The following is a 14,695-nucleotide window of genomic DNA, read 5'->3' on the forward strand; positions in this document are numbered from 1 at the left end:
TAGTTCGTTATTGAGAGATGATCTTACCATATTCCATTTCTATTACTCTGTCAAACTGCTCGGTGTACTTGTCATCGTGTGAAACCATGATAACAGTTTTCCCTCTCAGGCGGAATGAGGGTAATATTTCTGTATAGAAGAATTTTTTAAAACCCGGGTCCTGGTCGGCCGTTACCTCATCGAGGATCATGATAGGCTTATCTTCCAGCAGGGTACATATCAGCGCCAGTCTTTTACGCTGGCCTGTTGACAGTCTTACATTGCTGAAATTCTCCCCGTTAAAATGTGTTTTATGCGATAGTCCCATCAGTTTGATATACTCATTTACCTTATCAGCGTCCAGCTTAGGAATACCGTATATTTTAGGGAAGAGGTGAAAATCGGTGAAGATGGTAGAGAACAGGAACCTGTAATCCTCCTTATCATAATTCCTGAGCTCTGTGCCGTTCACAAGTATACGGCCGGAGCCCGGATGGTAAAGGTTGGTCAGTACTTTCAGGAAGGTAGATTTACCACTTCCGTTGCCACCTATGATGCAGTTGAGGGATCCCTTTTTCAGCGTGAAATCTATCGGTCCTAAGGTGAAAGAAGACTGCCTGTCCTCATCCATATAATCATATACCACGTTCTCCAGTTTTATCTCTTCAAATGCAGGCAGTGGCGGATGGGACTTTGGTGTATTGTTTTCGTTTTCGGCGAAAGCAGCGATCTTCCGTTCCAGGTGATCTATGTTTTGTGTAGCCTGTATGGCTTTGGCAAACAGGGGGATGGTGGTAACGATATTTTCAAGCGGACCTATCACAAACAGGATAGAAGCAGTCAGGCGTGTGAGCGTACCGGTGTACAGTGTCTGGAACTGTGGTAAGAGGAAGATGATTGAAGCCAGTAGCAGGTAAAAGACCATCTCCGAGAACATAAATCCTACTGCGAAACGGAGTCCGCTGCTGGTCTTGACTTCCTTGCCATAGTCGGCCGTTTTCGTGATGTCTGCAAATAGTTGTTCATTTTTTAGATGGTTGATCTTTATTTCCTTAAAACCTTCTATGAGGTTTTCTATATGATCATAAAAAGCAGATTCATTCTGATTAGCGGCTCTCAGTTCATGGTTGATCGCCGTCTGTCTCCTGAGAAAGTAAGAGATAGCAATTGCCAGGATCACGATAGTGGCAGCAAACGCGGTGAACGAGAGGAAGCCAATATAGATCAGTGCAAAGGTTACGAGTACCAGTGCCTGGAAGGCATTGATGATAACGGCAGCCGACTGTGAAATGAAGTTGGTGTCGTTGGAGACGCGTGTGAAGATCTCGTCTTTCCCGATGGATTCCATGGGTGACAGTTCACAGTGTCTTAACTTCTCCAGTATCCGGAGACGAAGGCTGTACACTGCGTTTTCTACTATGGTGACAGATTTCCGCAGGATATATCTTTTGGTGATATAAAATACTGTCAATGCGAGGGCAAACAGCAGGAGATATTTCACCTGCACTTCTCCTTCGCCTGCCGAGTTAGCGGCGGCATTCAGAACGGATAGTAATACTGCGTTGACAATGCCGGATAGTACTGTATAAAAGATAATGGTTCTTTTGGGTATATCTGAGTGTTGAAGAACCATTCTGAGGTATAGCTTATATCCAACTGGCCGGGCTGTGTCTTTTTTATTCTGATCGGGCATGTGTTTTTTGAATAAGAGCTAATTTACAATCAGGGTGATGAACCCTTGCCACATATTCCTGTAGTCTTTAGCGGTAGCAGATGATCCTGTATCGAAATTTTTATTTAGCTTCGTTTCCGTCAACAACATATATCAGTTACGGTCATTCATATTAAATAACTTACCATGACTTTAGATAAACTGAGCAGTATATTAGGTGATGAAGCCCAGAGCCTGATGGAGCATACATGCAAGAAGGTCCCCAAAGAACAGTTGCATCTTCCATCCCCGACCTTCCTCGACGATCATTTTACTTTATCCAATAGAAATGCGCAGACCTTGCGAAGCCTGGCACAACTGTATAATAACGGGCGACTTGCCCGTACCGGCTATGTATCCATTCTGCCTATAGACCAGGGCATTGAACATAGTGCAGGTGCTTCCTTTGCGCCCAACCCCATGTATTTTGATCCGGAGAATATAGTCCGGCTTGCTATTGAAGGCGGATGTAATGCAGTAGCTACCACTTTCGGCGGACTGGCATTAATGTCGCGCCGTTATGCCCATAAAATACCCTTCATCGTTAAGATCAATCATAATGAGTTGCTTTCTTACCCGAACAGTTACGATCAAACGATGTTCGGCTCTGTAAGGGATGCCTGGAACCTTGGTGCTGTTGCGGTAGGCGCAACCATCTATTTCGGTTCTGCGGAATCGCGGCGACAGATCGTGGAAGTAGCAAAAGCTTTTGAAGAGGCGCATGAACTGGGAATGGCAGCTATCTTATGGTGTTATTTGCGGAATGACGCTTTTAAGTCAGGCGGAAAGGACTACCATGTGGCAGCAGATCTCACGGGACAGGCCAATCACCTGGGTGTTACGCTGCAGGCGGACATTATTAAACAGAAACTGCCGGAGCTCAATGGTGGTTATAAGGCGCTGAATATGGGAAGCAGTTCTTACGGTAAACTGGATGAACGTATGTACACCGGGTTGACTACTGAACATCCCATTGACTGGTGCCGGTACCAGGTATTGAACTGTTATAGCGGACGTATTGGCTTGATCAATTCAGGAGGCGCTTCTTCGGGCGCCAGCGATATGAAAGAAGCAGTACGTACAGCGGTGATCAATAAGCGGGCCGGTGGTATGGGGCTCATCTCCGGAAGGAAGGCGTTTCAGCGACCTTTTGAGGAAGGGGTACAGTTGCTCCAGGCTATCCAGGATGTGTATCTTTCCTCCCAGATAGGTATTGCTTAAACGCAGGACCCCGAACATTTCAATAACACTATATGAGAGCATTGCAACCCGCAGGGACGTTGTGGTTGCAGGTGCATGGACCGCATCCGGGAGGATGGATATATACACCGTTCAGGTACTGAAACACTACCCGCGACAGCAAGATGGGTAACTGTAATATAACATCACCTGCAGCACAAAGAATGTACTGCAGGATCAATAAGGGAATATCAGACAGCTCCTTTTTATTCGGCTGTAGTGGGATCAATGACTGCGGAAACGGGGTTCACTGAGTTAGCAGGGAAACCTCCTTTTTTCGCATGTTCACGGATCAAGTCTTCATTAGGGGCGATGTAAACACAATAGATTTTGTCGCCGGTCACGTAACTGTGTACCCATTGAATTTCCGGTCCCATATCGCGTAACACATCACAGGAAGATTGTGCAACTTCTTTCAGTTGTCCGGCATTTAACTGCCCTGCCCCCGGGATCTCCCGTTCGATTACATACTTTGGCATGGTGTATGGATTTATTTGATAACAATCCAGTACGATCTTTGGTTCTTCATCCCCGGATAATATCGATGACTTGTATTGTCCTGCCTGGTGCCTGACGGTATGATTTACATGATGGTATATTGGTTGATTCGTATTATATTTATAACATTGATAGATGTTCGAGATAAAACTTATCAAACCGAATGACTCCTGACTATCTCCGTACACGTGTTTTACCCCTGTGTCTCTTCTTTCTACTTTTTTGCAACTGCAATAAAGCTGTCGATCCTGTCAGGAAGGTGTGGGTAGCCCGGGAGAAAGGTAAGTATATATTGTACAGGAATGGCGCGCCCTTTTTAGTAAGAGGCGGGTCCGGTTATACATATATGGAGCGGCTGAAAGCAATAGGCGGAAATACGATCCGTACCTGGGACACTACGGGGCTGGGAGCTATTCTCGATGAGGCTGCGGCCAATGGCCTGGCTGTTATTGCCGGTTTTTATGTTCCGGAAAGTAAGTACCTCGATTATTTCTATCGCAATCAACAGAAAGTGGATAGCCAGTATGCTGCTTTCCGTGAGGTAGTACGGCGTTACCGTTCGCATCCTGCATTGCTGATGTGGTGCCTGGGGAATGAGGTCGATTTTCCATTCAGGGCCAGTTACAACAAATTCTATGATGCATACAACAAGTTGCTGGACATGATACACACGGAAGATCCCGATCACCCTGTTACGACCACCATGGTCAATTACCAGTTCAGGAACGTGATGAATATCCGTTTGAAGGTACCGGGCCTGGATATACTCTCTTTTAATACTTTCGGCGATCTGAAACACCTGGCGCGCAATCTTACCTCTTTCAGCTGGTTGTGGAATGGACCTTTCCTGATAACGGAGTGGGGGATATTTTCCCCGCAGGAATCCAAACTTACCGCATGGGGTGTTCCGATAGAACCTACCAGTACGATCAAAGCAGGGCTTTATCGTGAATTTTATACAAAAGATCTTCCTGCTGATAATCCCCGTTTTCTTGGCGCACTTACCTTTTACTGGGGGCAGAAGGAAGAGGTGACACCTACCTGGTACAGCATTATCGACGAGAATGGAGCTGCAACTGCAATTGTTGGGGAAATGCAGGCTATGTGGACGGATTCAGCACCAAAGCATAAAGCGCCTGAACTGGAGGTCATGCTGTTGAACGGAAGAAAGGCAGCCGATAATATTTTAATGCAGCCGGGAACCTTACAAACCGCGCAGGTCAGCATGAAAATACCTGTAACAAAGGGCCTGCGGATTGTGTGGAAAGTGCTGGACGAAGATTTTGACCCCCAAAATTCCAATCATCCGATTGAACGGAAGGTCGATACTACCCCGCGTGATAGTTTCAGGATTACTTTCCGGGCGCCTGAAAAAGAAGGCCCTTACAGGATCTATTCCTGGATTTATGATGATTACGGAAATGTGGCGACAGCTAATATACCTTTTTACGTAGTAGGAACATAATATGGGAACACGGCAGCGCGTTTCTCCGCCTTCAAAAAAAGAGTTATTTATTCTCCGGTTTATGATCATTACCGGAGTAATCGGTATGTGTGTACTCCTGTATTGTCTTTTCAGTTTCGCTAATATGGGGAATCGCCCGCTGTATTGGCTACTGATGACAGCGGTTATCTTCTCCTGTCTGAAGGTGCTGCATGAGTGGTACCATTATTTCTGTATCACGATCCCTGAGCGACCAGCGTCTGCTTCGCAGCCTACTGTCGATATCCTTACGACATTCTGCGCCGGGGAGCCTTATGAGATGATCATTAATACGCTTGCTGCCACGCAGGCGATCACTTATCCGCACACTACTTATCTCTGTGATGAGGCGAACGATCCTTTTCTGAAAGAGCAATGTCAACGTTTAGGCGTGTGCCATGTTACGCGGAATAACCGTAAGGACGCCAAAGCCGGTAATATTAATAACGCCTTACAATATGCCACAGGAGAACTGTGCGTGGTCATGGACCCCGATCATGTGCCTACGCCCGATTTCCTGGACAGGGTGGTACCGTTCTTTGATGATCCGCAGATAGGATTTGTACAGATTGTGCAGGCATACAGCAATATTGGCGACAGTATTATTGCCAAAGGGGCTGCACAGCAGACCTTTCAGTTCTATGGCCCTATGATGATGACCATGCACAGGTATGGTACGGTGCAGGCTATCGGGGCTAACTGCACCTTCCGCAGAAGTGCCCTGGATAGTATCGGTGGACATGCTCCCGGGCTTGCCGAGGATATGCATACGGCCATGCAGCTCCATGCAAAAGGGTGGAAGTCGGTATACGTACCCGAAGTGCTGACCCTGGGACTGGTGCCTAATACACTCTCCGCCTATTACAAACAACAGTTGAAATGGGCGAGGGGTACTTTTGAACTGCTGGTCACCACCTATCCGAAATTGTTCAACAAATTTACCTGGCGGCAGAAACTGCATTATGGCGTACTGCCGTTCCACTACTTCGCGGGTGTCATCTTCCTGATCAACTTCCTGGTGCCGGTATTGTCGTTATGCCTGGGGGTAATACCTTTTCAACTTGACCTGCTTTCATTCGCGATACTCGGCTTACCCTTTATCAGTGTCATCTTATTCATCCGGCTTTTTGTACAGCGATGGGTGATGGCGGAGGAAGAAAGCGGCTTTCATGTGGTCGGGGGATTGCTGCTGATAGGTACCTGGTGGGTCTACATTCTTGGATTGGTATATACGGTGATCCGTAAAAAGGTGCCATACATCCCAACTCCCAAAGACAATAAAGATGGCACCAGCTGGAAGCTTTTCATTCCCAATGCGGCCGTGCTATTGATCTCAGCGGTGGCCATCGTGTATGGGCTCTGGAGAGACTGGAATCCCTTCTCAGGGGTAATGGCGGCCATTGCATTTCTGAACTGCCTGATCATGCTGTTTAATATACTGGCAGGCATCTGGGAGGGGCGTATGAGCACGGCTTCACCTGTTACTTTCCGGGAGTTTTTATATCACTACTATTATGCCTTCAAGGTCAGGTTATGGAAGATACGACATGGTGGATATGTGATCATGAGAAACCTTGGGTTTCCACTGACATTGATCGTTTGCGGATTTACCGCCTGGTTCATTTATGAGGACAGTAAGCCACCTGCCAGTTATACAGTTAAGCCGGTGACCCGGGAGCCAATTTTTCTAAGCGGTATTTTCAGCCCCGCCAATGCCTCGGGACTTACATCCATGGAGGAAGTGAACCGTTACAATAGTATGGCGAACAGCCATTTTGATATAGTATCCTGTTACATTCCATGGGGAGATGATTCCCGTTGCTTCCTGCAGGATTCTCTTATGAACGCAATATATGAAACGGACGCTGTTCCGATGATCACCTGGGAGCCATGGGCTGGCTTGTTCAACGTTTCACGGGAAGATGCATTGCTGATGAAGGAACGAAAAATGATGTTGCATATCAGCCAGGGGGATTTCGATGATTATCTGCAGAAATTTTCACAACAGGTAAGGGCGCTCAACCGGCCGGTTTTCATCAGGTTTGGTCATGAGCCTGACAATCCTGCTTACCCCTGGTCGGGTACAGGAATGAATACAGCAGCAGAATATGTGCAGGCATGGAGATATGTACATGATTACTTTGACCGTGCAGGCGTTCGTAATGCCATATGGGTATGGAACCCCTGGAAGCCGGAGGCCGTAGCGCAATACTTCCCGGGCGATGAGTACGTGGACTGGCTGGGTGTCACTATATTGAATTATGGCAGTATGCACCCGGACGGGCAATGGTACACTTTCAACCAGCTTTATACTCCCTATCATGATCAACAGCTCTTTCGTGCCGGCCTACCGGTTATGGTAGCCGAACTGGGATCACTGGCAAAGGAAGGTAATCAGCAACGCTGGCTGCAGGATGCGTTTGCAGACATGGGTAAGCGCTTTCCGGAAATTAAAGCCGCGGTACTTTTCAATAGCGCTCATGATGCGAATGTGATTGGTAAGACAGGTGATTCAGTACTGGACTGGAAATTATCGGCTCCCCAGGCTTCACTGCAGCAGTTGCATCAATTGCAGAAAAATGATACTAACATCGCTTCTCCGCTGCCGGTGCTTACCGCTGGTACTGTCAGCAATAATCATGAGCGACTGGCGGATACTATCAGGGGAGTCATTTACGCTAAAGCTACTCCCTGGTTCAGGAGCCGGCATACCCTGACCCGTAAGGAAGTGGATAGAGATCTGAAAGAAATGCAGCGGCTGGGGATCAATACGGTCAGGCGTTATGGCCCCGGTGTGTATGATCATAACATCCTTGCCGTGGCAGAGGAAACGGGTATGAAGATACAGTATGCTTTCTGGATGCCTGACGAGGACTGTGTTATTTCGTCTGAGAGGTGCCGCCGCGATTTTATGGAATCAGTAATTGCCACTGTAAACAAAAGGAAGGATGATGAGAGTATTATCGGCTGGCATCTCTCCAACAATGCCTGGCGGCGGTTACAGCAGATGTATGTAAAGCCTTCGTTATTTCGTCATCAGGACGAGTACCTGCATTGGCTGCGCGAACTGGTACGGCAGATCAAAGCCGCGGATCCCGGGCGGCCAGTAACGCTGGATGTGCCTCTGGATGAACAGGTTAACGGTACATTGCAGACGTTTGCGGCAGCAATACCGGAGCTTTCCTGCCTGGGACTGGCGACGCCGGATGACACCACAAAAATTACCCTGCCGGACTCGCGGATCCCCTGGTTTTTGAGCGAGGCGAGTGTAGCGCAATACATCTCAACGGATACTAAGGAACCTGTATTTATCAATTCCTGGCAGGACCGCCAAAGCAGGAATGCAATCACCTTTAATGGCTTACTGGACCATGAGCGGCATTACAAAACTGCTTACCTGCAATTGGCCGCCCATTGGCAGATTAAGACAAAACCCTCCCAATTGCCACCGGTGAAAATTCTGCGCCCCGCCCAGGTAACGTTCCCCGGAACTGTCTTGTACTACCATGCGTTGGTTTATGATAAAGGTCAATGGAACCTGAAAGGCCCTGACAACCATAAGCTGCAGTTTGAATGGTTCCTGTACAAAACCGATGGCTGGGGAAATGCCATCTATATGCGGCGCTTAGGTACGGGAAGGGTTATTGATGTAAAGGTGCCTGATTCTCCGGAACTTTACAGGTTGTACCTGATTGTCAGTAAAGGCGCTTATGCCGTAAATGTCAGCTCTCCCCTCAATACGCCGTTCAGAAAAGAGTAATTATATTGCTTGCCTTCGCATGTTATTTTTTAAACATTTGTAGATTCTCTATCTTTGCGCCGCTAGTGGAATGCAAATAAACGATCCTATACCTTATGCTTAGTGCAACTATGAAGAGAAACGCATGGCGGACATTGAAAATTGTTTCAATAACCGCCGGGGGAATGTTACTGATACTTTTTCTGTTGCCGCTCCTGTTTCCTGCGGCTGTGTCAAACAGAATAAAATCCTGGGCTAACCATAATATCACTGGCGAGATCAATTTTTCAAAGGCGAGATTATCCTTCTTTAATCATTTTCCTACATTGACGTTAACACTGTACGATTTCAGCCTGAAGGGGTCTGCTCCTTTCGAGCAGGACACGCTGGTATCGGCAGATGAGGTGGCGCTGGGCGTAAACCTGGGCAGCGTCTTTTCAAAGGCCACCAGGGTTGATAAGATCTATCTCACAAAAGGGAATATACATGTATTGGTAGATACCGAAGGCCGTCCGAACTATAACGTATACCAGCCAGCTGCGCCCTCGCGCAAGCAGGCCGACAGCGGCAGCGTATCGCTGAAAATAGAGCGGATACAGCTGGAACATTGTAAGATCATCTACAATGACAAATCCCTGACCCTGCAGATACGGGCAAAAGAGGTCAACTATAGCGGTAAGGGAGACCTGAATAAGTCGCAGTTCGACCTGTACTCACATGTCAGCATTGCGTCCTTTGACCTGGCTTATGGCGGAGTACCTTACATCCAGTCTAAAAAACTGGACGGTAACCTGATCACCCGGATCAATACGAAGTCGCTGAATTTCATCTTTGAGCGGAATGACCTGAAGATTAACCAGTTGCCTATGAAACTGAATGGGGCATTCAGCTTCCTGAAGAACGGGTATAAAATGGATTTCAAGCTCAGTTCAGGCGCCTCCACCCTGGAAGCGCTCTTCAGTGCCTTGCCGGCGAAGTATACCACCTGGATGGAGCATACCGATATTAAAGGTGCTGCAGAAGTAAATGCCTCATTAACAGGCAAGTATATTGCGAAGACCAACAAGATGCCTGAACTTACATTCAGTATGAAAGTAAGGGACGGAGAAATCGCCAGTTCGGGAGCGCCTTATGCTATTGAAGGTCTGCGCATGGATTTCCGCGCCAGGTTGCCGGAGATGAATCCCGACAAGTTCACGATAAACGTCGATTCTGCCTTCTTCAAACTGGACAAAGGATATTTCAGCTCGGATATTAAGGTGACGGGAATAGCAAAACCGGACATTCATGCAAAGATGAGCGCTGACCTGGATATGGAGAAGTGGGGGAAGGCAATGGGCTGGGACGCTTTCGATCTGAAAGGACGTTTTCAGGCCAATCTGCAGGCAGATGGCAGATATATACAATATACGGTGAACAATGGTCCGGGACATGAATCCGATGTAGTGGTCAGCAGCATTCCGGTATTTGATTTCAAATCTACCCTGAGTGATGGTTACCTGAAATTCAAAGATGTACGGGAGCCTGTCCGGCATATTGGTTTTGATGTGCAGGCTTCCTGTCCGGATAACAACTATGCCAATGTACGTGTGAACGTGAGTAAGATCAATGCCGAGGTGCTAGGCAACTATATCAAAGGATATTTTCATCTGACCAATGCTCAGGAACCGCTTGTGGATGCCAGTCTGAAGGGAGTGTTGCATATGGCGGATGTTGAAAAGTTCTACCCGATGGATGGCGTGGACATGAGTGGTGATCTGAACATCAATGTCTTAAGTAAGGGTGTTTATCAGCCGGCGAGAAGTTTATTCCCGGTAACAACCGCTTCTCTCAATATGAACAACGGGGCAGTGCACACGAAGTACTATAAACACCCGGTGGAGAAGATCAATGTAAACGCAACGCTCACTGATACAGCCGGTAGTTTGCAGGCATTGAAGATCGACATCAAACCGGTGTCTTTCCAATTTGAGGGCCAGACCTTTACGCTGAAAGCGGCGCTGAATAACTTCGACGATCTCCATTATAACATCCTGGCCAATGGTATCATTGATCTGGGCAAGATCTATCAGGTACTGGGCAGGGAAGGATATGATGCCAAAGGTTACATAAAAGCGGATCTGACCCTGCAGGGTACGAAGAGTGACGCGATGAACAGCCAGTATGACAAGCTGTTGAATAAGGGGACACTGACGCTGAAGGATGTATCACTGAAGGCGGCACAATTCCCGTTGCCGTTTTATATCAACAATGGGGTGTTCCGGTTCGCCGAAGATAAGATGTGGTTTGACAAGTTCGAAGCGCATTATGGCAAATCAGATCTTCGTCTGGACGGTCATCTATATAATCTGATCGCTTATGCCACACAGCCCAACCAGCGCCTCCAGGGAGCTTTTAACCTGAAGAGCAATTATATCCTCGTAGATGAGCTGATGTCTTACAATAGCGATCCCCAGATGGCGGACGAACCGGGACGTACCGGTGTAGTGGTGATACCGGACAACCTGTCTCTGACATTGAATGCCAGTGCTGATAAGGCCAGTTTCCGGGGGGTAGATATAAAACGTTTCCATGGTCAGCTACAGGTGGACAACGGCAGCCTGCAGATGAGTAACACAGGTTTTAACATCATTGACGCTCCTGTTACAATGGAGGCACAGTATAACAGTCTGACTAACGGGAGCGCCGCTTTCGATTATCATATCAATGCAAGGGAGTTTGATATCAAACGTGCCTATAATGAGATCAGGTTGTTCCATGATATGGTGTCTTCGGCTTCTTCCGCCAGCGGGGTAGTGGGATTAGACTATCATATCAGTGGCCGGTTCAGGGAGAATATGCAGTTGGTATATCCATCGTTGAAGGGAGAGGGTGTGCTGTCGTTGAAGAAGATAAAGCTGAAGGGCTTTAAGCTGTTTAATGCGGTGAGCAATACAACGAAGAGAGATATAAAAGATCCGAACCTGTCGGAAGTAGAGATAAAGTCAACCATCGGCAATAATATTATCACTATTGAGCGGACAAAGATGCGGATTGCCGGCTTCCGTCCCCGGTTCGAAGGACAGGTGAGCTTTAACGGAAGGCTGAACCTGAAAGGACGTATAGGACTACCGCCGCTGGGGATCTGGGGAATACCATTCAGTGTTACCGGAACGCAGACCAATCCGCACGTGAAGCTGAAAAGGGGTAGTGACAAGGATTCGCTGGACCGGGAGACAGGGGATTGATGATATAGGGGTTTCCACCCGTATTTAAGCGGGTGGCTATCTCATATTTCGTGATATTGTTATATTTATGAGATAATCCTTCGCCGATGAAGTCCCTATGTTTATGCTTATGTAGCCTCTTTATCTGTCTGTCTTTTTCCATTGTTCAGGCACAGGAGGTGATCTCCGCCGATAGTTTGTCAAAAGCATTACGCAAGATCGATGTGGAAGAAGAGCTTATCCAGGAGAATGAGCGACTGCGCCAGGAAGTGGATGCGCTCAGCAGACAGCTGTATAATTGCCGGCATAACGTGCTGCCGGTAATAGATAATCCAGATTATGAAATAAGGCTTTACCAGTTGCTGCATGTGATTGAAAAGGCTAAGGATGTGAATAATGCCAGCATTTATCGACGGTTTGAGGGAATGCTGAGAATAGATTCTACCCAAAATGGAGAGCTGAACAAACTGTATATCCGGAATGACTCTTCCTACCTGCATGCAGATTATGTAGATAAAAAGTCGTTGAAATACCGGCTGTTCAAGGCTATTGAAAGAAAGGGTTTAGTGGCTGCATACCCGGCTACTTCCTTGCTTATCATCCGGCAGAAATTACTGTTGGAAGATACTGTGGCGATCACTTATGAGTCTAACCCGATGGAGATAAGGCGAATAGAATTTCCACTGCCAGGTAGTAAAGTGATGCCGCTGGAAGAGAAGGAAAAGAAGGCAGAACAGCTGCTCAATTTTATTATGACGGTATCGGACAAAAGGCCTTTTGAGAATTATTCTTTCCTCACTTACAGGTCACTGGAAAAGAAACAAGTGCCTGACAATGATGTCAACAAGTTGCTCAAGATCCGTTATTCCTATATTCTGTATTTAAAGAAACAATATGAAAAAATGTAAGTTCATTGGCATGCTCATGGTATTGGTCATGACAATGACAAACGCAATTGCTCAGATCCAGTTGAAAGATGAAACACAGAAAGCATTTGATAGTGCGATGGCGATGGCAGCAGTGACTTTGCCTGAAGTAAGCGAGGATTCTTCCGCTATCATCCATTTTAAACTGGAGCAGGCGAAATTAAGTTTACAGCAATATCAGTTTGACCTGCAACATCAGAAAAGAGCGTTTACCTGGCAGTTTTATAGTGGTATAATGATCTTCTTTCTTGTCATCATTATTGTAGGGGCCGGATTGGTGTTGTCGTACAGGCAGTTCCTGCTGCAGGAGAAAATTGTGCAGAAATGGATGAACTCCAGGACGCCGGGAAGTGCAACGCCTCAGCCTGAAGTGGCTGATTCCGAGTTTTCTCTGGGCAAGGATGGGATTAAGTTTAATTCTGCGGTGATAGGGTTGTCTATTTTGTTTTTGTCGGTGGTGTTTCTGATAGCGTATCTTACTTATGTGTATCCGATTACATTGATAAAGTGATTTTAGATAAAAAGCGCGGGAATGCGTAACTTAGCTGGGCCAACTTCTATGTCAATCACCCACATATCCGAGTTATGGAGCCAAATTCAGGGGGACGGCATGTGTGTAAGATAACATTGTACGCAGTGATTATCCTGGAGCTGTTTTGGTTGCTTGTGGAAACAAGGGGGGACTTTGCCAATGGTATACTTTTCTATCTGCAAGCCCAGTTGAACATCTACGTGTGGGGCTTCTTTGCATTACTGTTTCTTTCATCTTATTTCCTGGGAAGGCGGATGGGCGTGGACCTTGTTAAGGGCCGCAACCAGTTCGAAGTCGCGATTATATATGGATTATTTGTGAGTGTAATTTTGGTGGCTTATGGTCTTATCATATTTGCCACACATGGGCAATGGAGGAATATGTTTCACACTATACCGGAACTTTCGTTTATCATAATTATACCTACGCTGTTGTTGTGGCTGATAGCGGCGAGTTCACTGAGGCAAAAAATGAGATAAATGTCTGGAAACAACTCCACTATACTTCTTATAGCCGAAAAGACTGACATTGAATTTGAGCAGGTGTTTGCAGCCTGGACCGATAGCGGTGGCGAGATCAGGCGTCTCGGCAAGTACTGGGTCCGCGAGGATGAATTAGCAGACAGGAAGGTTGCCATATATGGTAATCAAACTTTTGCATTTGTATTGGCTCAGATTTACAATGTTGAATTACTCTCTCCAGATGATACCCTTATAGCAAGACTTGACACTAAATGGACCAAAAGGGATGTGCAGTTGAAGACGATAGGGGAGGTTACGGAGGCCGATTTCCCTGTTTTTATTAAGCCAGTTATCCCAAAGATATTTGTTGCAGGTGTTTTTGACACCCTGGATGCGTTTAAAGCGGTAGTGCAAGGTCTGTCTGCGGATGAGCAAGTGCTTGTTTCACCGATCGTTCGTCCTATAGCGGCGGAAGCAAGAGCATTCATCATGAATGGTGAGATAAAAGATATTGCGTTGTATGAAGGTGCTGCTTCGGTGGAAGAAGGAAAAGTGTTTTTGACTGGTTTTATTGCTGATAACCGACATGATTTGCCAGATACCGTTGTTGTTGATATTGCATTTAATGAACATACAGGCTGGTTTGTGTTGGAGTTCAATGCCTGTTGGGGCGCGGGGCTTAATAATTGCAGCGCAGAGAAGGTAATTGACTGTATCATAAATGCGACGATAAATTGATCTAGAGTCCCCGTTCGGGGGGCGCATTATGTCCCCGGGGTTGCACCCCGCGCTACAAGTGAGTAGGAGGCATGAGATTATTTCCCATGCCGTCCCCTCCAGCCACCGTACGTACGGGTCCGTATACGGCGGCACATCAAAATAAAGTGTTTGGAAGGATACTTAACTCCTTTAAGGATAGGT

General features: G+C 46.8%; 9 protein-coding genes. 7 read left to right on the top strand and 2 right to left on the bottom strand.

Translation table 11 applies throughout. The features are described from left to right. Nucleotides 1–7: 7 nt before the first annotated feature. Nucleotides 8–1,612, bottom strand: a complete 1,605-nt coding sequence (locus L3C95_RS33295; protein WP_236394987.1) for a cyclic peptide export ABC transporter — start codon at nucleotides 1,610–1,612, stop codon at nucleotides 8–10. Between the two features lie 225 nt (nucleotides 1,613–1,837). On the opposite strand from L3C95_RS33295, the gene L3C95_RS33300 reads away from it, so the two are divergent. After that, a complete protein-coding gene (locus L3C95_RS33300; protein WP_236394988.1) occupies nucleotides 1,838–2,911 on the top strand; it encodes a class I fructose-bisphosphate aldolase in 1,074 nt (357 codons plus the stop codon). A 224-nt stretch (nucleotides 2,912–3,135) separates the two neighbouring features. On the opposite strand, the gene L3C95_RS33305 is transcribed toward L3C95_RS33300, so the two are convergent. Beyond that, nucleotides 3,136–3,408 (bottom strand): DUF4242 domain-containing protein, encoded by a 273-nt coding sequence (locus tag L3C95_RS33305; protein WP_236394989.1) that lies wholly within the window; start codon nucleotides 3,406–3,408, stop codon nucleotides 3,136–3,138. 182 nt (nucleotides 3,409–3,590) lie between these two features. Here L3C95_RS33305 and L3C95_RS33310 point away from each other — a divergent pair, with 182 nt between their 5' ends. The 6 genes from L3C95_RS33310 (at nucleotide 3,591) to L3C95_RS33335 (ending at nucleotide 14,512) form a co-directional block, all read left to right on the top strand. Next, complete coding sequence (locus L3C95_RS33310; protein WP_236394990.1) at nucleotides 3,591–4,892, top strand: glycoside hydrolase family 2 TIM barrel-domain containing protein; 1,302 nt, start codon at nucleotides 3,591–3,593, stop codon at nucleotides 4,890–4,892. A gap of 61 nt (nucleotides 4,893–4,953) precedes the next feature. Continuing rightward, nucleotides 4,954–8,670: a glycosyltransferase family 2 protein gene (locus L3C95_RS33315; RefSeq protein ID WP_236394991.1), complete on the top strand. Its 3,717-nt coding sequence runs from the start codon at nucleotides 4,954–4,956 to the stop codon at nucleotides 8,668–8,670. Nucleotides 8,671–8,780: 110 nt separating this feature from the next. Next, nucleotides 8,781–11,876: an AsmA-like C-terminal region-containing protein gene (locus tag L3C95_RS33320; protein WP_262916024.1), complete on the top strand. Its 3,096-nt coding sequence runs from the start codon at nucleotides 8,781–8,783 to the stop codon at nucleotides 11,874–11,876. Nucleotides 11,877–11,962: 86 nt separating this feature from the next. Next, complete coding sequence (locus L3C95_RS33325; RefSeq protein ID WP_236394993.1) at nucleotides 11,963–12,763, top strand: hypothetical protein; 801 nt, start codon at nucleotides 11,963–11,965, stop codon at nucleotides 12,761–12,763. Next, on the top strand, nucleotides 12,750–13,292 hold the full coding sequence (locus L3C95_RS33330; RefSeq protein ID WP_236394994.1) for a hypothetical protein: 543 nt from the start codon (nucleotides 12,750–12,752) through the stop codon (nucleotides 13,290–13,292). Before L3C95_RS33325 ends, L3C95_RS33330 begins: the two co-directional genes overlap by 14 nt. A 500-nt stretch (nucleotides 13,293–13,792) precedes the next feature. After that, a complete protein-coding gene (locus L3C95_RS33335) occupies nucleotides 13,793–14,512 on the top strand; it encodes an ATP-grasp domain-containing protein (RefSeq protein WP_236394995.1) in 720 nt (239 codons plus the stop codon). The last annotated feature ends 183 nt before the right edge of the window (nucleotides 14,513–14,695 follow it).

This window comes from Chitinophaga filiformis (genome assembly GCF_021646545.1).
In the GTDB taxonomy this organism is placed as follows: Bacteria; Bacteroidota; Bacteroidia; order Chitinophagales; family Chitinophagaceae; genus Chitinophaga; species Chitinophaga filiformis_A.

Excerpts from the sequence above, each read along its gene's own strand:
- L3C95_RS33320 (WP_262916024.1), top strand. The coding sequence starts at position 8,781 with ATGAAGAGAAACGCATGGCGGACATTGAAAATTGTTTCAATAACCGCC.
- L3C95_RS33305 (WP_236394989.1), bottom strand. The coding sequence starts at position 3,408 with ATGCCAAAGTATGTAATCGAACGGGAGATCCCGGGGGCAGGGCAGTTA.
- L3C95_RS33325 (WP_236394993.1), top strand. The coding sequence starts at position 11,963 with ATGAAGTCCCTATGTTTATGCTTATGTAGCCTCTTTATCTGTCTGTCT.
- L3C95_RS33310 (WP_236394990.1), top strand. The coding sequence starts at position 3,591 with ATGACTCCTGACTATCTCCGTACACGTGTTTTACCCCTGTGTCTCTTC.
- L3C95_RS33315 (WP_236394991.1), top strand. The coding sequence starts at position 4,954 with ATGATCATTACCGGAGTAATCGGTATGTGTGTACTCCTGTATTGTCTT.
- L3C95_RS33300 (WP_236394988.1), top strand. The coding sequence starts at position 1,838 with ATGACTTTAGATAAACTGAGCAGTATATTAGGTGATGAAGCCCAGAGC.
- L3C95_RS33330 (WP_236394994.1), top strand. The coding sequence starts at position 12,750 with ATGAAAAAATGTAAGTTCATTGGCATGCTCATGGTATTGGTCATGACA.
- L3C95_RS33335 (WP_236394995.1), top strand. The coding sequence starts at position 13,793 with ATGTCTGGAAACAACTCCACTATACTTCTTATAGCCGAAAAGACTGAC.
- L3C95_RS33295 (WP_236394987.1), bottom strand. The coding sequence starts at position 1,612 with ATGGTTCTTCAACACTCAGATATACCCAAAAGAACCATTATCTTTTAT.